The sequence below is a fragment of the Virgibacillus sp. 6R genome, from assembly GCF_001895305.1.
Classification (GTDB): domain Bacteria; phylum Bacillota; class Bacilli; order Bacillales; family Amphibacillaceae; genus Virgibacillus; species Virgibacillus pantothenticus.
On record NZ_CP017762.1, the window covers coordinates 671,143 to 691,109 of the forward strand.

The 19,967-nt window shown below is 37.4% G+C and carries 25 protein-coding genes; 11 read left to right on the forward strand and 14 right to left on the reverse strand.

Annotation, left to right across the window (positions count from 1 at the left end):
* Positions 1-89: 89 nt before the first annotated feature.
* Both BKP57_RS03170 and BKP57_RS03175 read right to left on the reverse strand, forming a co-directional pair.
* Positions 90-662, reverse strand: coding sequence for a superoxide dismutase family protein (locus tag BKP57_RS03170; protein WP_050350391.1), 573 nt, complete (start codon positions 660-662; stop codon positions 90-92).
* Positions 663-1,138: 476 nt separating this feature from the next.
* Positions 1,139-1,321, reverse strand: coding sequence for a hypothetical protein (locus BKP57_RS03175; protein WP_050350390.1), 183 nt, complete (start codon positions 1,319-1,321; stop codon positions 1,139-1,141).
* A 314-nt stretch (positions 1,322-1,635) separates the two neighbouring features.
* On the opposite strand from BKP57_RS03175, the gene BKP57_RS03180 reads away from it, so the two are divergent.
* The gene (locus BKP57_RS03180) at positions 1,636-2,013 is read left to right on the forward strand and encodes a kinase-associated lipoprotein KapB (RefSeq protein ID WP_050350389.1); all 378 of its coding nucleotides are present in this window, start codon (positions 1,636-1,638) and stop codon (positions 2,011-2,013) included.
* A gap of 154 nt (positions 2,014-2,167) precedes the next feature.
* Here BKP57_RS03180 and BKP57_RS03185 read toward each other — a convergent pair whose 3' ends face one another.
* Positions 2,168-2,431 carry a phosphocarrier protein HPr gene (locus tag BKP57_RS03185; protein WP_050350388.1) on the reverse strand — a complete coding sequence of 88 codons (264 nt, stop codon included), beginning with the start codon at positions 2,429-2,431 and terminating at the stop codon, positions 2,168-2,170.
* 455 nt (positions 2,432-2,886) lie between these two features.
* Here BKP57_RS03185 and deoD point away from each other — a divergent pair, with 455 nt between their 5' ends.
* The 3 genes from deoD (at position 2,887) to BKP57_RS03200 (ending at position 5,313) form a co-directional block, all read left to right on the forward strand.
* Positions 2,887-3,594, forward strand: coding sequence for a purine-nucleoside phosphorylase (gene deoD, locus BKP57_RS03190; protein WP_050350387.1), 708 nt, complete (start codon positions 2,887-2,889; stop codon positions 3,592-3,594).
* Between the two features lie 278 nt (positions 3,595-3,872).
* Positions 3,873-4,472 carry a biotin transporter BioY gene (locus BKP57_RS03195; RefSeq protein WP_050350386.1) on the forward strand — a complete coding sequence of 200 codons (600 nt, stop codon included), beginning with the start codon at positions 3,873-3,875 and terminating at the stop codon, positions 4,470-4,472.
* Between the two features lie 364 nt (positions 4,473-4,836).
* On the forward strand, positions 4,837-5,313 hold the full coding sequence (locus BKP57_RS03200) for a divergent PAP2 family protein (protein WP_050350385.1): 477 nt from the start codon (positions 4,837-4,839) through the stop codon (positions 5,311-5,313).
* 526 nt (positions 5,314-5,839) lie between these two features.
* Here the strand turns inward: BKP57_RS03200 and BKP57_RS23205 are convergent.
* Both BKP57_RS23205 and BKP57_RS03210 read right to left on the reverse strand, forming a co-directional pair.
* Positions 5,840-6,574 (reverse strand): 3D domain-containing protein, encoded by a 735-nt coding sequence (locus BKP57_RS23205; RefSeq protein WP_269466272.1) that lies wholly within the window; start codon positions 6,572-6,574, stop codon positions 5,840-5,842.
* A gap of 178 nt (positions 6,575-6,752) precedes the next feature.
* Positions 6,753-7,064 (reverse strand): YuiB family protein, encoded by a 312-nt coding sequence (locus BKP57_RS03210; RefSeq protein WP_050350384.1) that lies wholly within the window; start codon positions 7,062-7,064, stop codon positions 6,753-6,755.
* Between the two features lie 335 nt (positions 7,065-7,399).
* Here BKP57_RS03210 and BKP57_RS21880 point away from each other — a divergent pair, with 335 nt between their 5' ends.
* Complete coding sequence (locus tag BKP57_RS21880; protein ID WP_156875269.1) at positions 7,400-7,573, forward strand: DUF6366 family protein; 174 nt, start codon at positions 7,400-7,402, stop codon at positions 7,571-7,573.
* 318 nt (positions 7,574-7,891) lie between these two features.
* On the opposite strand, the gene BKP57_RS03215 is transcribed toward BKP57_RS21880, so the two are convergent.
* Complete coding sequence (locus tag BKP57_RS03215) at positions 7,892-9,121, reverse strand: NAD(P)/FAD-dependent oxidoreductase (protein WP_050350457.1); 1,230 nt, start codon at positions 9,119-9,121, stop codon at positions 7,892-7,894.
* A 462-nt stretch (positions 9,122-9,583) separates the two neighbouring features.
* Here BKP57_RS03215 and BKP57_RS03220 point away from each other — a divergent pair, with 462 nt between their 5' ends.
* Positions 9,584-10,597, forward strand: coding sequence for an NAD(P)/FAD-dependent oxidoreductase (locus BKP57_RS03220; RefSeq protein ID WP_210967621.1), 1,014 nt, complete (start codon positions 9,584-9,586; stop codon positions 10,595-10,597).
* 324 nt (positions 10,598-10,921) lie between these two features.
* On the opposite strand, the gene BKP57_RS03225 is transcribed toward BKP57_RS03220, so the two are convergent.
* The 3 genes from BKP57_RS03225 to BKP57_RS03235 all read right to left on the reverse strand — a co-directional run bounded on the left by BKP57_RS03225 (position 10,922) and on the right by BKP57_RS03235 (position 12,746).
* Positions 10,922-11,278 (reverse strand): HesB/IscA family protein, encoded by a 357-nt coding sequence (locus tag BKP57_RS03225; protein ID WP_050350456.1) that lies wholly within the window; start codon positions 11,276-11,278, stop codon positions 10,922-10,924.
* Positions 11,279-11,537: 259 nt separating this feature from the next.
* Positions 11,538-12,404 carry a diaminopimelate epimerase gene (gene dapF / locus BKP57_RS03230; RefSeq protein ID WP_050350382.1) on the reverse strand — a complete coding sequence of 289 codons (867 nt, stop codon included), beginning with the start codon at positions 12,402-12,404 and terminating at the stop codon, positions 11,538-11,540.
* A gap of 9 nt (positions 12,405-12,413) precedes the next feature.
* Complete coding sequence (locus BKP57_RS03235; RefSeq protein WP_050350381.1) at positions 12,414-12,746, reverse strand: YuzD family protein; 333 nt, start codon at positions 12,744-12,746, stop codon at positions 12,414-12,416.
* Positions 12,747-12,892: 146 nt separating this feature from the next.
* On the opposite strand from BKP57_RS03235, the gene BKP57_RS03240 reads away from it, so the two are divergent.
* Positions 12,893-13,117, forward strand: coding sequence for a NifU family protein (locus BKP57_RS03240; protein WP_050350380.1), 225 nt, complete (start codon positions 12,893-12,895; stop codon positions 13,115-13,117).
* A gap of 537 nt (positions 13,118-13,654) precedes the next feature.
* Here BKP57_RS03240 and BKP57_RS03245 read toward each other — a convergent pair.
* Both BKP57_RS03245 and BKP57_RS03250 read right to left on the reverse strand, forming a co-directional pair.
* Complete coding sequence (locus BKP57_RS03245; RefSeq protein ID WP_050350379.1) at positions 13,655-14,617, reverse strand: 2-hydroxyacid dehydrogenase; 963 nt, start codon at positions 14,615-14,617, stop codon at positions 13,655-13,657.
* A 178-nt stretch (positions 14,618-14,795) separates the two neighbouring features.
* Positions 14,796-15,770 carry a protein kinase family protein gene (locus BKP57_RS03250; protein WP_050350378.1) on the reverse strand — a complete coding sequence of 325 codons (975 nt, stop codon included), beginning with the start codon at positions 15,768-15,770 and terminating at the stop codon, positions 14,796-14,798.
* Between the two features lie 123 nt (positions 15,771-15,893).
* On the opposite strand from BKP57_RS03250, the gene BKP57_RS03255 reads away from it, so the two are divergent.
* Positions 15,894-16,406, forward strand: coding sequence for a phosphatidylglycerophosphatase A family protein (locus tag BKP57_RS03255; RefSeq protein ID WP_050350377.1), 513 nt, complete (start codon positions 15,894-15,896; stop codon positions 16,404-16,406).
* Between the two features lie 55 nt (positions 16,407-16,461).
* Here BKP57_RS03255 and BKP57_RS03260 read toward each other — a convergent pair whose 3' ends face one another.
* Together BKP57_RS03260 and BKP57_RS03265 are read right to left on the reverse strand one after the other, a co-directional pair.
* A complete protein-coding gene (locus BKP57_RS03260; RefSeq protein ID WP_050350376.1) occupies positions 16,462-17,238 on the reverse strand; it encodes a TIGR01457 family HAD-type hydrolase in 777 nt (258 codons plus the stop codon).
* 347 nt (positions 17,239-17,585) lie between these two features.
* Positions 17,586-18,032 (reverse strand): DUF86 domain-containing protein, encoded by a 447-nt coding sequence (locus BKP57_RS03265; RefSeq protein ID WP_050350375.1) that lies wholly within the window; start codon positions 18,030-18,032, stop codon positions 17,586-17,588.
* 109 nt (positions 18,033-18,141) lie between these two features.
* On the opposite strand from BKP57_RS03265, the gene BKP57_RS03270 reads away from it, so the two are divergent.
* Positions 18,142-18,411 carry an SAV0927 family protein gene (locus BKP57_RS03270; RefSeq protein WP_050350374.1) on the forward strand — a complete coding sequence of 90 codons (270 nt, stop codon included), beginning with the start codon at positions 18,142-18,144 and terminating at the stop codon, positions 18,409-18,411.
* 105 nt (positions 18,412-18,516) lie between these two features.
* A complete protein-coding gene (locus BKP57_RS03275; RefSeq protein WP_050350373.1) occupies positions 18,517-18,771 on the forward strand; it encodes a hypothetical protein in 255 nt (84 codons plus the stop codon).
* 12 nt (positions 18,772-18,783) lie between these two features.
* Here BKP57_RS03275 and BKP57_RS03280 read toward each other — a convergent pair whose 3' ends face one another.
* Complete coding sequence (locus tag BKP57_RS03280; protein ID WP_050350372.1) at positions 18,784-19,068, reverse strand: YutD family protein; 285 nt, start codon at positions 19,066-19,068, stop codon at positions 18,784-18,786.
* Between the two features lie 152 nt (positions 19,069-19,220).
* Between BKP57_RS03280 and BKP57_RS03285 the strand changes: the two genes are divergently transcribed.
* Entirely contained in the window at positions 19,221-19,760 is a 540-nt protein-coding gene (locus tag BKP57_RS03285; protein WP_050350371.1) for a YhcN/YlaJ family sporulation lipoprotein, read from the forward strand.
* Positions 19,761-19,967: the final 207 nt, after the last annotated feature.

Genomic DNA, 19,967 nt, shown 5'->3' on the forward strand with positions numbered 1-19,967 from the left:
TGTTCTAGATATAGCAGAGAAAAAGCAGGCAACGTGCTTAACCACTTTAGCCAAGCCTGCTTTTTTGCATGAGCAAAATTTCATTGAACTTACTTTTCTGATTCGTCATTATTTTGCGTTGGATCTGTTGGTGATTTTTCACCTTTACTTTTTTCTTTTGTCAATGTTCCACAAATAATTCTTTCTCCAGAATCGCCTCCTGGTTGACTCATTCCGTCATCTTCGTTTTTCGTAACAATAATGGATGTACCTTCTCCAGAAGTTAATGAATTCTTTCCATCCAATAAAGTAACTTGTGGCAACATTAGATCAGCATTAACTACTCCACTCGCATCGGCTTCTATATTTGGCAAGTCCCCTAAGTGGGGACCTTCAGGGTGCATCAGGCCATGTTCTGCGCCTGTAGGATTAAAATGATTCCCAGCAGATGTAAAGTCTGGTCCTTCGCATTTAGCGTACTCATGGACATGGATGCCATGAAACCCAGGTTCCAGCCCTTCCAGTTCTACTTTTACCTTCACTCCATCGGCTTGTTCACTAAAGGTTGCTGTTCCAACCATGTCACCGGATGAATTGTACATTTCCGCCTCTCTTGTTTTTTCGTCTTCCGGTTGGCAAGCTACCATCAACAGGATAAGTAGAACGAATAGAAATAGTCGCATGATTTCGATTCCACCCTTTCTTTTTACTTAGCTTTCCCGTTGATTAAAGAGCTACTCATATGTTATAAAATTGTTTTAATTTAATGTTCAAATGGTATGTCGGAAGTCATTTTCTTTTTTTCTAGTTTAGATACGAATAACAAATCATCCTTCAACCTCATTCCATATGCTTTTGCTTTAACGTGACAAAGGCGCGGGGCACCCGTTTAGCGACATAGCGAATGGAACGGATCAACCGGAATAAAGGAATCATGCCACTAAAACAGGGGTATACCGACGTCTGGGCGGTAAGCCCGTTTTTAGTCGGCCTTCCTCTAGCGATGAATCGATGAGGCCTTATCGTAGGGCGCATTTCGTAAAGTCGCATCGTTGCTGGTCTCATGCGCCGGACGTGGCTATTCGGTTATTTCGTTATCCACAAGTACCTCATTTTATAGGTTCCTATATAAAAAACCCTCTTTTTTTTATAAGAGGGCTCATTTATCACGTGATTCATTTAGTTCGTGATGATATTCTTGCTTGAATTTTTTTTCGTCTTTTTTTGACTTTTTATAAATAATGTACATAGTGATCCCTGCAGCTATAAAAAACACGACTAATGTAATAATGGCAGGGATATATTCCGATTTATCCTCTGGAAAATAAAGAAAAGGCATCATTTCCCCTCACATCCTCCCACATCATTATATCAAACTTATCATCATTACCTAAAGATATAAAGCAAATTGTTCGTCAAATCTTCCGTACTGGAAAAACCATCTCGCTTTCCATCCTATGAAGTCAAAACTCAATAAAGTAAGCTGCAATCAATCTGCCCGTATATGACCGATTCTATTCAGAGTCCTTTAGACATTGATTGATGGTAATATCCAGTAATAGAAAGAGGAAGACCTACGAATTGAAGTTATACTTTATTTTTGGCAAAATAGAGAAAAAGAGCATATTTTTTTATTACAGAAGGAGGCTGGTTAGAATGGCAGACGTAGATATCGGGGAAATGGTAAAAGCACATTATCGATCAGGCACCTATATCGGAAAAGTGATTGCAGATAAAGGAGACCGTTATGTAGTAGAAGTGCTAGCTGTAAAAAAACATCCGATGCAAGGAGACTTACATAACCCCCATCAGACAGAAGGCGTTTTCTTTCATGAACGGAAGGCACTAGCATTTGGCGAAAAAACCAACGTAAAAAAAGCGGCAGTGCATCGCTTCACTGAGACTGTACCTGATTATGCAGATTCATTAAAACAAGCCGTAGAAGAATATAAGCAAAAGCTATCGCAGGAGGATTCCGCTTATAATCAAGCTGCACTTACATGTTTAAACAGACTGGAAAAAGCATACTATTAACGCGTGATCAGAAACACCTGTAAAACGCATGCCATTCTTCATGTCTTTTTACCAGGTACAGGTATACACTGCGTTACTATAGAATCAAAGTTTGATTTTGCATCATCTATCTCAAAGTAAAAAACTGTCAGCTTTTATGCTGACAGTTTTTCTATTATTCACCAAGATGCTCTTTAATAACCTCTTCGATACCTTTAAGTGCTTCATTTTCATCTGATCCATTAGCAGAAATTTTAATTTTTGCTCCTTTAGGGATACCAAGTGACATAACACCCATGATGGACTTTAAATTTACCGTTTTATCATTGTAACTAATTTCTACTTCAGACTCAAACTGTCCTGCTTTGTTAACCAAAAGTGTAGCTGGACGTGCGTGTACTCCAGTATCTGCGGTAATTGTAAAAGTTTTTTCTGTCATTTTCCTTCATCCTTCCAAAGAAATTATCTTGTAATGTAATGTTAAAAATTATTAAAATGGCTCAGCAAGCATAGGATTTATCTATCTTTTATACCAACTTTAATCCGCTTACTTTTCCCAACGTAATTAAAGATGATACCCCCTGCTTCCTTAACCTTGTTTTCTCCTACTGGAACAAGCTTTATAAGTATAAGGTATACACTTCATCCAAGTGAAAAACTGAGCTAAACCTATTATATACAAAAAAATGATTTTTTGAAACAAAAAAGTGTTTTTTTTAATAAAATGTTGTATTTTTTGTTTAAACAGCGAGGAACATTATTTGCTTCTTCATTAACATACGTTTTCCAACAATAAATTATTCAACACTCCTTATTTCTTGGCAGTTGTTTTTAGCGAACGCCTATGATACCGTTATCTTGAAGGCTATTCAATATTATAAGGAGGCAATCATTATGAGTGTACATATTGGTGCAAAACAAGGAGAGATCGCTGATAAAATTTTATTGCCAGGAGATCCACTTCGAGCAAAATTTATCGCTGAAACTTTCCTGGAAAATCCAAAACAGTATAATGAAGTAAGAGGCATGTTAGGGTATACAGGGACATATAAAGGTGAAAAAATCTCTGTCCAGGGAACAGGCATGGGGATACCCTCTATATCCATATATGTGAATGAGTTAATTCAAAGCTATGACGTGAAAAAATTAATTCGTGTGGGTACTTGTGGTGCAATTCAAAAGGATGTAAAAGTGAGAGACGTTATACTTGCTCAAGGTTCCACAACTGATTCGCAAATGAATCGAATGGTTTTTGGAGGGATTGACTACGCACCGTTGGCCGATTTTGAGCTTCTAAAGAACGCCTATGATGCAGGTATTGCTAAAGGATTGAACTTAAAAGTGGGCAATGTATTTACAAGTGATACCTTCTACCGTGATAACGCAAAAGAAGTTAACGAAAAATTAGCAGCTTATAAAGTGCTAGCTGTAGAAATGGAGACAACAGCCCTTTACACATTAGCTGCAAAATTTGATCGTCAAGCGTTATCAGTATTAACTGTCTCCGACCATATTTTAACAGGGGAAGAAACTACAGCCCAAGAAAGACAAACAACGTTCCATGAAATGATGGAGGTAGCTTTAGAAGCGGCTATTAAATAACACCCGCTAATTAAAAGGTCTTCATAAACATCTATTAGACAACAAACATGTTTCGATCATATTTCCTACCATCGCGTATCCTAATAGAGATACGCGATATTTCTTTCTTTTTTATCCTTTTTAATACCCTATTTTTCAATTCATCACTCCTTAAAGTTCTATCCTCTCGATTGTTAACTTAATACGAAACAGGTTGACAAATAAATCAGAAACCGATAATATTATTTCTATCATGCACTATTAATTATATATTTCTATAGACAAAAGGGGGAAACTTTATGAAACAACTCAAAACAATGGATCTTACATATGGAGCTGTTTTTGTTGTATTAATGGCAATTGGAGCAAATATTACCGTTTGGTTTCCGATGTTAACCATACCAATTGGTGGAGCTGACGTACCATTATCCTTCCAAACATTTTTTGCTATTCTTGCAGGGTTAATGCTCGGAAGGAAACTAGGCAGTTTTTCAATGTTGGCATATATGCTCATAGGTGTAGCTGGTGTCCCTGTATTTGCTGGACTATCAGCTGGACCTCGGATATTTATCAGCCCGACTGGCGGATTTGTGATATCATTTATTTTTGTTGCTTTCTTTGTCGGTTGGATAGTAAATAATCGTAGCAAAGACTATTCTTTAATTCGCTATTGTGTAGCAGCCTTTATTGGTACATTTATCAATTATTTTATCGGGGTAACATACATGTATGCAGCTTCCAATATGTGGTTGGACGTGCCACTTAGTTATGCCTTGGCTTGGAGCGGTATGATCCCATTTTTAATTAAAGATATTGCTTTCGCTGTTTTAGCTGCATTATTTATGGAGCGTGTTGCAAAAAGAATTCCTATTTTAAGTCGTGCTAGATTAAGTGGATAACAATAGGCTTCCCTCAAATTATTTTGCTACCTGCACAGAGACTTAAGCAAAACGGGAAAGTGCCCTCTAAATGGGTAAAAGCACGAGAGAGCCTTACATGTATACCTAAAAAAATTACGTATATCCATTTTATTAGGGTACCTAAATTAGCATTCAAAGCACTTTAAAGATTTTCATGCTTAATGAACACAGGCTAATTCATCAGCATTACTATTTTCGAGACAAACACTTCACCATCAAAGTTTACAGGCAAAAATTTCATGCGTGTCATTCTCCCTTATGGTAAGATAACATTATGTAAGATAAGGTGCATATCTTCCAGCAACAAGGGATACACTTTTTTGAAGAGAGGGTGTTTGGCAGCATGGAACTATTTTTGAATTATCCATTATGGGCAGCATTAACAGCAATTTTTTTGGCTCAGGTAATTAAAATACCTATTGCACTTATTGTTACCAAAGAATTTAAACCCGACTTAGCTTTTAGTACTGGTGGCATGCCTAGTAGTCATTCAGCAGCAGTTGCAGCATTAACTACGGGTGTAGGTATTGTACAAGGTGTATCCTCTACCATGTTCGCCATTTCTTGTGTTTTCAGTGTCATTATAATGTTTGACGCTACTGGTGTAAGAAGGCAGGCAGGCGAACAGGCAATCGTTTTGAATCAACTTATCCGTGATTTCCAACTGTTTATAGGCGGAGCAAAAGATTGGCCAAATAAAGAAGAATATGAGAAAAGACAGGAACTTAAGGAACTGCTGGGACACCAACCCATTGAGGTATTGGTTGGAGGTCTTACAGGAGTGTTCGTAGCGTTTATGCTTTATGTTTTTCTTTATTAAAAGGACCATTATTTTAGCACACCAAGCAAAGTTATCATAGAACAAAGGCGCAAGCGCCCGTTTAGCAAGGTAGCGGAATGGAACGAATCAACTAAAGATAAAGTGAACCCAATCAGCGGGGTTTTCTTCATCCCCGCTGATTGTTAGTACCACCAGGGTATGACCTAAAGGCCCTTGAACGAATCGGGGATTTAGGTGCTGTTACCTCCCACTTAGACTTGTTCAGCTTGCATCTTCTAGTGGGAGTCTACAACGCCTTTTTACGGGATAAAGGAATCATGCCACTAAAAACAGGGGTATGCCGACGCCTGAGCGGCAAGCCCGTTTTGAGTCGGCCTTCCTCTTTGTGACGAACCGATGAGGACTTATCGTAGGGCGCATTTCTAAAGTCGAATCGTTGCTGGGTGATGGAGCCGGACGTGACTAGTCGGTTATTTCGTTATCCCCAAGCACCTCATTTTATAGGTTCCTATACAAGGAAAAGGTATCGCTAATCGCGATACCTTTTTCATCATTACAGGTTAGTTTAGTCACCCGTTATATTCTGTCTAAACACTTGTAATGCTTTATTCTCATTTAACTGTTGCAGTTGTTTTTCGGTTAATTTTCCATTGCCTTTTTCGATCATGTATACATCCACTCGTTTTTTTCCCCATTGATTATAGACATCTTCAACTGTCTCATAATATAAATCAATTTTATTACCTGTTATAGCACTGCCTTTATCAGCCACTACTCCAAAACCATAGTCGGGAATAAATAGAATCGTTCCTATTGGATAAACAGATAAATCTGCAGCTATAGTAGAATACAAGTCTCGCTTTACTTGAACACCCGAATAAGTGATTCCATATTCTGGATGATCGCGATTTTTCCCTGTAGACTCTATACCAGCTGTATAACCCGTTGCAACAACTTTTTCACTTGGATATTGTTCATAATTAACCGCTTCTTCTAACGTTTTTACATGGTCAATTTGATTGCTGGATATCTGACGCTTTTCCTCTTTTGCCTGATGGAAACCTTTTTCTTCCAAATTTGTTTGTCTAGTAGAAACATGCTTTCCTTTTATCATATCCTCTTGTTCGCTTAGTTTTTGTACACCATAAGAAGCATACGGCCAAAGCTTAGCGGAAGCTTCAGACACACCGTTTAATGCCATAATAACAAAGCTGCATGCAGCCACAAATAATAAACTCATAAACATTTTTTGCATAAGATTTTTGGTTTTCATGAAAAACACCTCTTTGGATGTCATCATGTCCAATCCCCCAAAAATTATACACCATTCTATTAAATTGCTTATGCAAAAAAAGAGTATAAAAGGGTTATGATATTCATTATACTCGCTTTTTCGAACTGTTCATTACGTTTAACAGGCATTCTTATTATCCATAAAGTAACAGGTTTGAAGTTGTTTATTCTTTTGAAACAACTGTTTAAAACATTTGATATCCGCTCTTCCTTAATAAACGAATGACAATACCTGATACAATCGTACCCGCAAACCCAGCAGCTAAGATAGAAATATCTACAGCAGTAAGTTCTGTCAAACGCGTCATTAACTTAGAAAACGTTTCACTCGTTTTGGTAAAATAATTCCATGTTGATGTATTATCGACAATGATAATAACTACTAATGGATAGATAAACGCCATCAACCAAGTCGTGCGTAGAAGCATATTCAAAATAAACGCGATTCCAAAAAAAATAACGAAATATAATAAGATAGATACTACTAATTGAATCAAGCCTTGTTTCTCCCTTCCAATCAACCCTTTGTTATCTTTTATATCATCTCTTTCTCCATCATTTTAAAGGAAATTATTAAAAAAGCAAAGCTAACTTCCTTGAGCTTAGTTTACTAATAATTTTTTAGCCAATAAAGTGAATCTTTAGTCAGTGCGGGTTTCCATTCATCCCCACTGATTTTTAGACTAACGAATCGGGATTTAGATGCTGTTATCTCCCACTTAGACTTGTTGTGAGTACAGATTATTTAACTCCTGAAGTCGGAGTTTTACAGCACCTTAATATACGGGATAAAAACGTAAAATCATATAATAGCTAAAATGGAGGTGAGAGCATGAATGAAAATAAAGAAACTCCCGAAAGAAAAAGGAAAAGATTAAGACAAGAAGAAGGAAAAAGCAACCCAGGTGGTAATTTGAAAGATACAATTAATAGAGATAGTAACGGAAGTATGATTGATTTAGTTGAAGGGATTGGGCCGACGTCTAGACGGCAAATCCGTTTTTAGTCGGCCTTCCTCTTAGCGACGAACCGATGAGGCCTTATCGTAGGGCGTATTTCTAAAGTCGCATCGTTGCTGGGCGATGAAGGACTATTCGGTTATTTCGTTATCCCCAAGCACCTCATTTTATAGGTTCCTATAAATAACAAAAACCTGAGTCTCCTAAGATCTCAGGTACCTTTTACTGGTTACATTTTCCATATTTTTGGTTGCCGATAAAGAATTATTCTTACAATTGACCAGAACTAGATAAGGGAATTTTTTAAATAATATAATGGCTGCAGTTTGTTATATAAGTCGATATCCGTTAATAAACATTTATGATTACTGATTTACACGTGGAAAAATATTAAACTTCCCTTTTTTTAACAATAATCGAAAACCACCAAGCTTAAGAAGGTAACGATTATCAATTATTTTTTTCATGACTGTAGCTTTCCATCCTAAAATCTTTTTACTTTTAAAGATGACTCCAATAGCATCTTGTTCTCCCAATGAAGCGACTGTTCCAAGAATATTTGGTTTGAAGCCTTCCATCTCCTGGTTGCGTATATAAGCTTTTATATTATAAGCCACTGCTTCTGATTCTTGGATAGCAATTTGTGCCGTTGGTGGATATGGCTTACCCTTTTCAAAATCCATAATTAAAGCGCAATCCCCAATGACAAATACATTGTCGTATTCAGGTGAACGCATATCATTATTTACTTCAATTTTACCTTGATTGGTAGTAAAACCTGATTCCTTTATAATCGAATTAGCTTTTACTCCAGCCGCCCACACTGTGGTATAGGTAGGTATTTTCGTTTGCATACCATGTTTTTCAAATAATACACTTGTTGGTGTACACTCTTTTAAAATAGCACCAGTAATAAATTCTACACCACGAGCTTCTAAAGAATTCATTGCGTATTCTACGAGTTGCTCATCAAATCCAGGTAAAATTGTCGAAGACCCTTCAATGTTAATAATCCGCACGTTTTGTTTATCCACATTGTATTTTTCACAAAGCTCTGGAACACGATTTGCAAGTTCGCCCAAAAATTCTATGCCTGTAAACCCGCCACCTCCAATAACAAAGGTTAGTCGAGCTGGATTTTTTTCTTCTTCCTTATGAAACACGGCAAAATTATGTTCAATATGTTCACGAAGCTGACGAGCATTCTTTATATTATTTATTGTAAATGCATGTTCTTCTAAACCAGGGATATCAAAGGTAGCTACTTCAAAGCCTAACCCAATAACAAGCACATCATAATCCAGCACTGTATTTTCCAACATTACTTTTTTCTCTTTTGGTTGAATAGACAGTACTTTATCTTGAATAAAATCAACTTTTTGCGGATGAATAATGTCTTTAATACGTATTTTTGTCCGCTCATCACGAATAGTCCCTGCGGCATTTTGATGCAACCAAGTGGTTTGGTAATGATATTCATTGATATTTACTAAGGTTATCTTAGCTTCATCCGTGCGTAAAGATCGTTGCAATTTTGTTACAGTCATCATACCACCGTAACCAGCGCCTAAAACAACTATATTTTTTTTCTCCATATCCATCACTTCCATTTATTCCCTTTTCAGAAAAATTTGTGACACATTTCACTTGAGTATGCTTATAAAAACCATCACTATAGCTCATAGTTAATTATGGTAAGATGATCATTTCAAAAAAATTCATTATAATTATATATTTCATGTTATTCTCACACATAAATATGTTAGTTAACTTATAATTGCAGATAATTTTTCTACTTCTATAGTCTATCATATATCTTATTGCAGCAGATGAATTGCTACGTTATTGTGTAACCAAAAATTCATTTCATTGTCACATAATCGTAAAATAGTTCCTTAGTTATAGTAGCCTGTTTAGATTTGCTTTTCAAGCCCATCCTAAATATACCTAATTATATGATTTTTCACAATAAATAAATAAATATAACCAGATCTCTGACTCATGAGTACATTTATATTCTATTTTATTTAAGATATGATAGTATAAAATATGTCGTCATGATTATTTTGAATGGAGGGATTATAGTGACAAATGATATATATGATGTCACCATTATTGGTGCAGGCCCTGTCGGCTTATTCACCGCTTTTTACGGTGGAATGCGTCAGGCAAGTGTAAAGATCATTGAAAGCTTACCACATACTGGGGGGCAGTTAACTGCTCTTTATCCAGAAAAATATATATATGATATTGCTGGTTTTCCAAAAATAAGAGCTCAAGAATTAATAGACAACTTGGAAGAACAAGCTAATATGTTTCAACCTAAAATTGTGTTAGAGCAAGCAATTGAGCAAGTTGAAAGACTTGAGGATGGGACATTAAAATTAACTTCTGATAAAAATGATATTCATTATACAAAAACAATGATTATAACTGCCGGCAATGGTGCATTTCAACCTCGTAAACTAAATGTAGACAATTGCGAGCAATTTGAAGATATTAACTTGCATTATCATGTCAAAGATATGAATCGGTACAAAGATCAGCATGTACTGTTATTAGGCGGTGGCGATTCTGCTGTCGATTGGGCACTAATGCTGGAGCCGATTGCTAAGAAAGTAACCCTAGCCCATAGACGCGATACGTTTCGGGCTCATGAACACAGTGTTGACAAGCTATATGCTTCTAATGTTGACATACTTACCCCGTTTGTCCCGAGCAGTATTGTTGCAAAGGATCGAATTGAACAAGTCATTTTAGACGAAGTAAAAGGCGAACGTAAGGTAGAGTTGGATGTAGATGCAGTTTTATGTAATTATGGCTTTGTTTCTTCACTAGGACCAATTAAAAACTGGGGACTTGAGATTGAGCGAAATAGTATTGTCGTTAATTCTAAAATGGAAACAAACATACCAGGTATTTATGCAGCCGGAGACATTTGCACGTATGATGGGAAAATTAATTTAATCGCTACAGGATTTGGAGAAGGACCGACTGCTGTTAATAATGCGAAACATTACATCGATCCGAAAGCTAGAATACAACCAAAACATTCAACGAGCATGTTTTAAAACAATCCTTCAAGTTACAGCTACAGCCAAGCTTTGTAAGCTTGGCTGTTTTATTGAAGAAGCTGAAATAAAGTGAATCTTCAATCAGTGGGGGTTTTCATCCATCCCCACTGATTGTCGTGCAGTAATGGTATGACCTAAAGGCCTCTTACGAAATAGGGCATTTAAGTGCTGTTATCCTACTTGGACTTGTTGCAGTACAGATTATCTAACTCCTGAAGTGGAAGGTCTTACAGCACCTTATATACGGGATAAAATTATTACTGTAAAACAACGTTCCCTACTAAACAAAAAGCTGAAACTACCAGATTTCAACTATTCGTATTAACAATCGCCAGGCGTGCCGACTTTATCTTTAGTTCTAAACGAAGATCCACAACCACAAGATATGATGGCATTTGGATTATCAATACTAAAACCGCCACCCATCATATTTTGTTTAAAATCTATCGTTGTGCCTTCTATAATTGGAATATCTTGATTATTTAGTACTACAGGGATGCCATTTATTTCTTGCACTGTATCTAATTCTTCATTAATGTCGTATTCAAACCCTAATGCATAGGATAGCCCACTACATCCGCCACCTTGTACTCCAAAACGCAAATGAACACCGTCTGATTCTTCTTTCATCATCTCAACAATTTGCAGTTTGGCATTGTCTGTAATCGTAATCGTCATCACACAAATCTCTCCTTTCCAAAGTGCTTATTTTAAGTATACATCTCTATTCATAGCCGATCAACTTTACCGTTCTTTCGTTTTCTTTGGTATACATATGCTATTTGTCATCATAATGCTATAGCTGAAGTGCATCAAGTGAAACTTCATTCAGCAGGAGTTTCCCTCACCTCCTGCTGAATTGGTTGAATAATTGGGCATCTAGGTGTTATTATCTCCACTTAGACTTATTTGTTTTTACCTTCTTGAAATAGAAGCCTTACAGAACCTTACATGGGGAATAAAAAACCCCTGTAGCAACGGTCTCTGCTCCGCCAGTCATCCAAACATTTCCATCTGCGTCCCATGTAATATCCAAGTCTCCTCCAGGCAAATGCACGGTAACGGATTCATTACGTTTTAACTGACCGTTTAACACCCCTGCAACCACCGCAGCACATGCTCCAGTACCACATGCTTGTGTTATTCCAGAGCCTCGTTCCCAGACACTGAAATTGATTTCTACTGGGGAAACAATCTCAATAAACTCTACATTGGCTCCTTGCGGGAAGCGTTCATCTTTTTCAACCAGTGGACCTAGTTGAGACACCTGCTCCCCATTTATCTGATCCACTAAAAATACTGCGTGCGGATTCCCCATTGATAATGCTGTTAACTCCAACGTTTGTCCTTGAATTTCAAATGGTTCACCAATAACATGCTGTTTCGGATTGCCTTGCATCGGAATAAGTTCGCGCTCCAAATGCGGTTTCCCCATATTAATGGTAACTTGGTCTACTTTTTCATTTGTCACTTGTACTTCTGCTTCAACTATATTGGCTTTCGTTTCAATTCGAAATCGCTTTTCAGCTACTATTCCTTGTTCAAATGCATACTTCGCAGTACAACGTAATCCATTCCCACAGCTTTGTCCTTCTGAACCATCCTTATTAAAGATTCGCATCCCAACATCAGCGGTTTCACTCGGATGTATGATAATCAGTCCATCTGAGCCAATTCCTGTATGGACATTGGAAACACTTTTCGCCAATTCTGATAATTTTTCTTCTTCTACTGTATATTGGAAAAAATCTAGATAAATATAATTATTTCCTAACCCGTGCATTTTGATAAAAGGTATTTGCATAAACTGTCCTCATTTCTGCGATGATTGTAATGGTAAATCATATTGGTCCAATGCTTGGTAAATGTCTTTCAACCGCGGAATCCCTTCAGCTACCATCTCATCATTAACAAACACGATCGGATAAAATAAATCTTCATCCATAATACGTTTGGCAAAGTTTTGATGTTTTTCCATTGATGGAGGCTGTTCTATATCAATATACTCATACGTTATCGACTCTGTATTATATTTACGTCCTAAAGCCGCTTGTAACCACTCAAACGTGTCTTTTGAGCCAGGAGCACCAACACAACTAGCACATATCTGCTCTGCTCCGTAAACCGTAATCACAATCTCACTCATGCTTTTCCCTCCATTCCATCCATTGATATCTTTTATTTTACAAAAAGTCGAATCAAAGTTAAAATAAAATTGATTATCTGCTTCGTTAAATAGATTTTTCAATGTATTCGTTTTATAATAGATAAGAAGAAAGGAGAAGATGGATAATGCGTGAACAAGTACAGGAAGTGTTAAATAAATTACGTCCATTCTTGCTGCGTGATGGTGGCGATGTGGAACTAATTGATGTTGATGAAAATGGCATTGTGCTTCTTCGTCTCATGGGTGCTTGCGGGAATTGCCCTAGCTCAACCATTACATTAAAAGCAGGAATTGAACGTGCACTTATGGCTGAAGTCCCAGGTGTAACTGAGATCGAACAAGTATTTTAAAAATCTCCGGATAGAGCAATTATAAAGAAAATTTTCAAGCAGTCGGGGGCTTTCGTCACCACTGGTTATTCTAGAACAAAGGCGCAAGCGCCCGTTTAGCAACGTAGCGAATGGAACGAATCAACTAAAGATAAAGGAATCACGGTGAGGTAACGAACCGATGATGACTTATCGTAGGGCGCATTTCTAAAGTCGCCTAGTTGCTGGGCTCATGCGCCGGACGTGGCTATTCAAGCCCCTAATTTTATACTTTCTTATTCTAGAACAAAGACTAAAACCGAAACGTCCTTGAAAAAGAAAAACGCTTTTTCTGCGTGTCACGCCTCTAGAGATCGACGTCTTGTCTCTCTGAGCGAATTGGGAATTTAGGTGCCGTTATCTTCCCCTTAGCGACCATGTGGGTCTTACGGCACCTTACTATACAAGATATAAAGAAGGCGTTAATTCAAGGAATGCCTTCTTTTTTATGCTTGGTTATTACTTCATTTTCTGTTTTTTAAACAAATAGTGCTCACCATTCGTTTCCCTAGATTTCCATTAGACGGGTGTTTTTGGAGATTCCCCGTTAAGCACAGCAGCAACATTATCTAGACATAATTTCCACATATTCGTTCTCGTTTCCACACTTGCTGATCCAATATGCGGCAAAGCAACAACATTTGGTAGCTGTAGTAGTGGATGATTCTTCTGTATCGGTTCCTCTTTAAACACATCCAACCCAGCTGCTTGAATAACTCCGCTTTGTAACGCATGAATTAAATCCGCTTCATTTACTACCCCACCTCGGGAAATATTGATAAACACAGCTGTTTCTTTCATCATTTGAAATGCATGAGAATTAAACATGTCTTTCGTTTCATGGGTAAATGGTACGACGGAAACTACAAAATCTGCTTGGTTTAATAAATCATGAAAACTTACATAAGTTACTCCTAGTTCTTTTTCTGCTGCTTCATCCCTCGAACGATTATGGTATACGATATTCATTCCAAAGCCTTGTGCACGTCTAGCCATCGCTTTGCCAATTCTCCCCATTCCTACAATACCAATGGTTTTATGATGAACATCAGCACCTGCTAGCAAATAAGGAGACCACTCTTTCCATTCTCCCTGTCTAATAAAATTATTAGCCTCTATGAGACGTCTCGCAGTTGCCAATAGCAAAGCAAACCCTAAATCAGCAGTCGTTTCTGTTAACACATCAGGTGTATTCGTTACAATGATACCTCTTGATTTTGCCGCTTCTATACAGATGTTATCGTACCCAACAGCTAAATTAGCGATTATTTTTAAATGGTCGGCATCTTTTATAAGTAATTTATCAATGGAATCACTCACCATACAAATCAATGCATCTGCTATTTGCAAATGTTTACGTAATTCTTCTCTGGGAACTGGAGTTTCTTCTTCCTCCCAACAGAAAAATGTAAATTTTTCTTCATAGGCTTTCGATAATTCTGTTGGTATGTTTCTTGTCACGTATACCAAAGGTTTTTTCATTTCCACTCCTCCTCTAGCGATAGTATGCATGAGAATTCAAAAGAAAACGAGCTTAAGTAAGTTAAAAATTTCTGCATACAACTTCAGCTATGAACAATGTTTTTTCATCTGAAAATTTCCAAGCAAAAAAGATGTGCCTCAAGGTACGAACGTTTTTTTACAGCGCCTAAATGATCTACTACAGCCAGTGTAACACAGGAATCTGTAAAAGGTCACAGTCCAGTTCCGCCCATTCAAAAAAACGACTGAGATTAGCTTCATACCTGGCTTGAAGCCGCAATAATTCCTCCAATTGCTCAACCCCGTCACCCTTTTGCTCTGCTAATAGATTTCGTTCTAAACAGTCATATAAATGAATAGGAAACAATAATCTGGCATACACTAAACGCCAGAAAAAAACCGAGACCGGTCGTATGGTTTGATATTCCCGCAAGAAATGAGTAACTGCTGCTTGTGGATTTTGTTGAAGAAATGCTTGTCGCAAAAATTCTGCAATATCTCTAGCCGGATGATCATATACTAATTCCATTGGCCACATAACAGGCTGCTGCAATTGGTCCATATATCTACGAAAAGCGATGGTACCTTGATCCGATTCTTGAAAGCGTAATTCCTGATCACTCTCCCCAATATACTGAATGGCATTTTCACTAAGACCGATAATATAAGGTAACACATCCATGGCCAATCGATAATAAGGAGTTGCTTTTTCTTGAGCTGCTTTTTCCAAGGTTTGTTCCATCCAGCTTACTTTGTCAATCCAAAGCTGCTTCCATTGACCATAGCTGGAAATAGCTTTCGGTTCATAGCTATACTGACTCCCCATTTGATGAAACTGTGCTAACATAGAACCACTTGTAGCTTGATGAGAAGGACCAACATCGGTCCCTTGCACGACAATGCAATGCTTATCTTGATAAGGAGTAAGCCACTCCCCTTGATGATTTGGAATCGGAATCGCCATATGATTATAAGAATTTTCTGCTATATAGTAGGCAACTACTGCTTGCTCCATATGTATAATTTCATTGTTTTCAATAGAAGTGATAAAATAAACATATTGGCCAGCCTGATAACATTCCTTGCCCGCAACCCACCGTTTTGTTTCTGGATGAATCTTATAATGTTCGTAAAGCCAATCACTAATGTGCAAGTGTATACCTCCTTATATGGATTCTTTAAAACAATACGTTATTTAAGAACGTCATATGCTTTTATAACAGTTTATGATACGAGTGCAAGGAATTTTCACAGAAAAATGAAAGGATGATGAAGAATGGACGAAAATACGAGTCGAAGTGAATTAGAAGTTAAGGCTAGACAATGGTTAACAGAGCGAGGCGTGACATTAGATGATATTGCAGAGCTTGTATACTACTTACAATCCAAATACCATGAAAATTTAACTCTTGACGTGTGTAGGCATAACGTGGACCGTGTCCTTAAAAAACGTGAGGTTCAAAATGCTATTTTAACTGGAATTCAATTAGATGTCCTTGCTGAGAATAAGCAATTGCAACAGCCCTTACAAAAAACGATAGATACAGACGAAAGCTTATACGGGGTTGATGAGGTGATTGCTTTATCTATTGTTAATGTTTACGGCTCGATTGGATTCACCAATTATGGGTACATTGATAAACAAAAGCCCGGTATATTAAAGAGGTTAAATGATAAATCTACAGGTGAATGTCATACTTTTTTAGATGATATCGTAGGAGCAATTGCAGCAGCAGCTTCCAGCCGTTTGGCGCATGGAACTGGTGAGGATGTTTTATTAGATGACTAAATAGCAAACAGGAAGAAAATAAACTTTCTTCCTGTTCTACTGTCTTTACGACGTACTATAGCTTCTCCATCCATTCTTTAAGGTTGTGCACATAATGCGTAGGCGCAACGGCTAGTTGCTTATAATCCGAAAATGGAGTAACACCCGTAAATACCATTAACGTATCTATCCCCGCTTGTATCCCAGCTTGGATGTCGGTTGCGTAATTATCACCGACCATTAATGCCTTCTCCTTACTTAACCCCAATACTTCAAGCGCTTCTTCCATGATAACTGCTTCAGGTTTTCCAATAAAAACAGGATCAACACCGGTGCATATCGAAATGACAGCGGTAAGGGAGCCGTTGCCTGGCAATAGCCCACGTTCATTTGGTATAGATTTATCTCCATTGGTTGAAATGAACGTTGCTCCATTGCGAACTGCAATGCTCGCTTTTGCCAGCTTTTCATACGTAATATTTCGGTCAATTCCGATAACAACCACATCGCAGTCTTCTGTTTCCGTAATGGTATGCCCTTCTTCCCGCAAGGCTTTATGTAAGCCTTCCTCCCCAATAACGTAGCAACGAGAAAGCCCGTGATTTGCTTTAATATAAGAAGCCGTAGCTAGACTTGTCGTGACGATTTGACTAGGTTCTGCTGGTATGTCTAGCTTCCTTAATTTAGCAGCCACATCTTCCTGTGTTTTAGAAGAATTGTTCGTTACAAATACGTAGGGAATTTGTTTATGATGCAATGTCTGTATAAAATCAGAAGCATAAGGAATAGGTTCATTCCCTTGATACATCGTCCCATCTAAATCGATTAAATAACCTTGATATGCTTTTGTCATCGTTGTTCCACTCTCCTATTTTAAACACCAAATAAACAGCTGCTATCAGCTGTTTACACGGTATAGTTATGTTTATTCCAAATGTAAGGTGCCACACTATCCGCTTCCAAAATTTAGACAGGAGATGACGGCACTCAAATTCCCAATTCGTTGGGCTTATAAGCTGTCGTTTACCAAGTTGTGACACGGAGAAAAAATGTTTCCTCTTTTTCAAAGGCAGAAAAACTTGGAAAGTGACACCTCACACGCAGAAAAAGTGTTTTAAAAGGACGTTATGCTGCGCTCTTACCCTTTGATCTACTATTTCAGGAGGCTCAACGAAAAATCCTACTGATTGAATACTTGCTTTATTGTGAGCCGTTAGTAAACGCATGTGTAACTTGCTGATGTTCCTCAGTGAGATAATTGCGTATATAGGTTGAAAACTGTTTATAATCATCGAGATATGTTTGTATGGTTTGCATTATCTTATCATGATCCACATTTGCATAATCTGAAATCAACATTCGCCTCAATGTGATCAGTTCTTTATACGCATTCTCCTTTTCAGGCGGGAGTACTTTTTCATCCAGTAAAATGTCAATGATATCATGATAGCTTCCTGGATCGCGCATAATAAATCCATCAATCATCATATTGCCAACATCAAGTGTAGATTCGATGAATACGTGTACAGCTCGTTCCAAACATAGTTTTTCTTTTATTGAGTTAGGACGGTCCAATTCCAATATATGAATTAATTTATCCATATAATGCAATGTCGCCTCTAGCTTTTTTCGATCAACAAAATACATCGGTCACCCCTCCAACAAGGAATTACCATTATCATATCATATTCTGTAGGATTATGAAGCAAAACATGATATAGTTGGGAAAATAACACTTTTCAAAATGGGGGATATAATGGGCAAAAAATATGATGTGATTAATGATGAAACAGTAAGAAAAGACGTACGTTATGTCAGTTTTATGGGGCAGTTACAACGATATGATTTAGCCATTTTAGATGATCATGAGGATGCAAATAAAAAGCTGATTATAAACCTACGCAAAAACCGTTGCTTATCCATTGGAAAAGAAGATTTGCAGGATAAAGGTGTTATTGAACACACTTTCAAGGAAGCGAATATGGAAGCTGACGAAATTCGCCACTTCCTACAGAATAATCTTTAATCCTTTTAGCATGCTTTTCCCTTTAATTGTTAAACGTAAAGCTTTAAATATGGGATACATTAATAATGTATCGCTTGTTTTACAATAAGGAAGGTGAAAGGAAGCATGAAGAAGAAGAAAGACTATAGTGATTTTTCAAATGTAAAGCATTCGCATGATCGATTAATACCTGAAGAATTTCCGGAGGGAGCTTTTGGGTCGCCTGTGAATGAGGCTAAACCAGTTGAAGGTAAATCCACTCCTTGGGAAAAAGGGCAGCACCGAGATAGCGCCTTTGTTTATCCAGACCGTGAACAACATCAAGATGTTCCTAGAAGGATACAGGGTTCTCATATTATCCATGACGAAAAAGAGCAGTAGAATGCACCTTGGCTACTGCTCTTTTGCAGTCAATTTTCTTAATACGAAATAAGCACAACCAAAATTACAGTATTCATATAAATAATCCTCTAGAGCATTAATTTTCGCATCGACTGGAACTTTCACATGCTTATTATCATAAAAACCCTTTAACCGTAATTGATCATATCCCCAATCACCAACAATATAATCATACTTAGCTAGAATGTCGGAATATCTTTCCTTTACAACACTTTCCTGAAATCCACCTTTATGATCTTCAACCAGTTCATACATTTTTCCAAAAAGTTCAATCATACGTGTTCCCCCCACGATACTTTATCTTCTCAGTTTAACACCTTTTCTCAAAAGGCTCCAGAAAAATACAGTATGTTTTCTAATGGAGTAAACAAACTAATGATGATCCTTGAATGAGGAAATCGGTTATAGAATGGAGGGAAATTATTCCAATGAAGAAGATAGTTCCAATTGGTTTTGCTGCAATCTTTTTAGCTACCGGTTGCATGGATAATGACACCGCTACAAATGAAAGAGACCGTATTCAAAATCAACTTGATCCAAATAACGAATTACAAGCTCCCGCTGATGAGGAATTGGATAACAGACTAGGCTATGTTCGTTATTCAAAAGAACAAATTAATAATGACACCGAAGATCAACGCTCTATGCGAATGGATCGTACAAGAATGGCAGATATGATTACGCGAACGATGTTAAGAGCAGACGCTTTCGAAGAAGTGGCTACATTGGTTACGGATGAAGAAGTGCTGATTGCTTATGAGAAATCAAACGATACCGATAAAGAAAAAGCAACCCAAATAGCAGAAAAGACTGCCGCATCCATTATGCCTAGCTATTTTGATATCTATGCCACCGATAACACGAACCTTATTGATGATATCCAAAGCTTGCATAATTCGACGACTACAGAGGGCGACTACGATAATACAATTGAAAAAATCATTCAACAAATGGAAGAATCAAAATAACTCGTATGGAAGGACAAGCGTAATTTTTCGTTTGTCCTTGTTTTTAACAGATTATTATTTTGAATTCGCTTTCCCCATCTGTTTTCCATTCCTTTAAAACTTATATACACTAAATAATTGCTTGAACTTATCCATTACCTTGCATATTAAAAAGCACATATGGAAAAGTTAAACACAACAAATAATAAGTTAATGTATAGAAATGGA

Coding starts and splice junctions, on each gene's coding strand:
- BKP57_RS03280 (WP_050350372.1), bottom strand. CDS start 19,068: ATGATTGAACTTTTTGGAAAAATGTATGAACTGGTTGAAGATCATAAA.
- BKP57_RS03215 (WP_050350457.1), bottom strand. CDS start 9,121: ATGGAGAAAAAAAATATAGTTGTTTTAGGCGCTGGTTACGGTGGTATG.
- BKP57_RS03265 (WP_050350375.1), bottom strand. CDS start 18,032: ATGTATTTTGTTGATCGAAAAAAGCTAGAGGCGACATTGCATTATATG.
- BKP57_RS03220 (WP_210967621.1), top strand. CDS start 9,584: ATGATTATTTTGAATGGAGGGATTATAGTGACAAATGATATATATGAT.
- BKP57_RS03225 (WP_050350456.1), bottom strand. CDS start 11,278: ATGACGATTACGATTACAGACAATGCCAAACTGCAAATTGTTGAGATG.
- BKP57_RS03260 (WP_050350376.1), bottom strand. CDS start 17,238: ATGACAAAAGCATATCAAGGTTATTTAATCGATTTAGATGGGACGATG.
- BKP57_RS03275 (WP_050350373.1), top strand. CDS start 18,517: ATGAAGAAGAAGAAAGACTATAGTGATTTTTCAAATGTAAAGCATTCG.
- BKP57_RS23205 (WP_269466272.1), bottom strand. CDS start 6,574: ATGATGACATCCAAAGAGGTGTTTTTCATGAAAACCAAAAATCTTATG.
- BKP57_RS21880 (WP_156875269.1), top strand. CDS start 7,400: ATGAATGAAAATAAAGAAACTCCCGAAAGAAAAAGGAAAAGATTAAGA.
- BKP57_RS03170 (WP_050350391.1), bottom strand. CDS start 662: ATGCGACTATTTCTATTCGTTCTACTTATCCTGTTGATGGTAGCTTGC.
- deoD (WP_050350387.1), top strand. CDS start 2,887: ATGAGTGTACATATTGGTGCAAAACAAGGAGAGATCGCTGATAAAATT.
- dapF (WP_050350382.1), bottom strand. CDS start 12,404: ATGCAAATACCTTTTATCAAAATGCACGGGTTAGGAAATAATTATATT.
- BKP57_RS03245 (WP_050350379.1), bottom strand. CDS start 14,617: ATGAAAAAACCTTTGGTATACGTGACAAGAAACATACCAACAGAATTA.
- BKP57_RS03240 (WP_050350380.1), top strand. CDS start 12,893: ATGCGTGAACAAGTACAGGAAGTGTTAAATAAATTACGTCCATTCTTG.
- BKP57_RS03180 (WP_050350389.1), top strand. CDS start 1,636: ATGGCAGACGTAGATATCGGGGAAATGGTAAAAGCACATTATCGATCA.
- BKP57_RS03175 (WP_050350390.1), bottom strand. CDS start 1,321: ATGATGCCTTTTCTTTATTTTCCAGAGGATAAATCGGAATATATCCCT.
- BKP57_RS03195 (WP_050350386.1), top strand. CDS start 3,873: ATGAAACAACTCAAAACAATGGATCTTACATATGGAGCTGTTTTTGTT.
- BKP57_RS03200 (WP_050350385.1), top strand. CDS start 4,837: ATGGAACTATTTTTGAATTATCCATTATGGGCAGCATTAACAGCAATT.
- BKP57_RS03185 (WP_050350388.1), bottom strand. CDS start 2,431: ATGACAGAAAAAACTTTTACAATTACCGCAGATACTGGAGTACACGCA.
- BKP57_RS03255 (WP_050350377.1), top strand. CDS start 15,894: ATGGACGAAAATACGAGTCGAAGTGAATTAGAAGTTAAGGCTAGACAA.
- BKP57_RS03270 (WP_050350374.1), top strand. CDS start 18,142: ATGGGCAAAAAATATGATGTGATTAATGATGAAACAGTAAGAAAAGAC.
- BKP57_RS03235 (WP_050350381.1), bottom strand. CDS start 12,746: ATGAGTGAGATTGTGATTACGGTTTACGGAGCAGAGCAGATATGTGCT.
- BKP57_RS03285 (WP_050350371.1), top strand. CDS start 19,221: ATGAAGAAGATAGTTCCAATTGGTTTTGCTGCAATCTTTTTAGCTACC.